At 54.5% G+C, this 451-nt stretch carries 2 protein-coding genes; both read right to left on the bottom strand.

Annotated features, from left to right (window positions below; translation table 11 throughout):
* A partial coding sequence (locus BGK49_RS18235) for a transposase (RefSeq protein WP_024206740.1) occupies nucleotides 1–298 on the bottom strand: 298 nt, incomplete at its 3' end.
* Between the two features lie 51 nt (nucleotides 299–349).
* On the bottom strand, nucleotides 350–451 hold a 102-nt coding region (locus tag BGK49_RS31215), incomplete at its 5' end, for a hypothetical protein (RefSeq protein ID WP_242412562.1).

Here is a 451-nt window from a genome sequence, read left to right as displayed (position 1 = left end):
CCTTCGCAAAATAAGCGGAAGCCTGGCGAAGGATATCGTTACTGCGGCGCAGTTCACGATTTTCACGTTCCAGCTCTTTCAGACGCTGACGTTCAGCGGTGGTGAGCCCGCCATCACCGCCTCCGGTATCCCGCTCATGCTGGCGAACCCAGACACGCAGAGTCTCCGGCGTACAGCCAATCTTTGGAGCAATGGAACAAATTGTCGCCCATTGTGAGTCATATTCGCCCTGACTTTCCAGAACCATACGGACTGCCCGTTGACGGACTTCGGGGGAAAAACGAGTATTTTTAGTCATCCTGTTTACCTCTTTCTCAGGAAGTTTAGTCTCCAGGATTCCCGGGGCGGTTCAGGCCAGTACCTCGTCAGTCAACTGACGGTAAATCTGCTGTTCAGTCTCACGCATCACCTGTGCACCGGCTTCCCTCTCCGCATCCGTATCACCGCTCAG

Source organism: Shigella sp. FC1544 (assembly GCF_001722145.1).
Lineage (GTDB): Bacteria > Pseudomonadota > Gammaproteobacteria > Enterobacterales > Enterobacteriaceae > Escherichia > Escherichia coli.
Note: the sequence above shows the minus strand (reverse complement) of the source record. Positions and strands in the feature narration are given on the sequence as shown.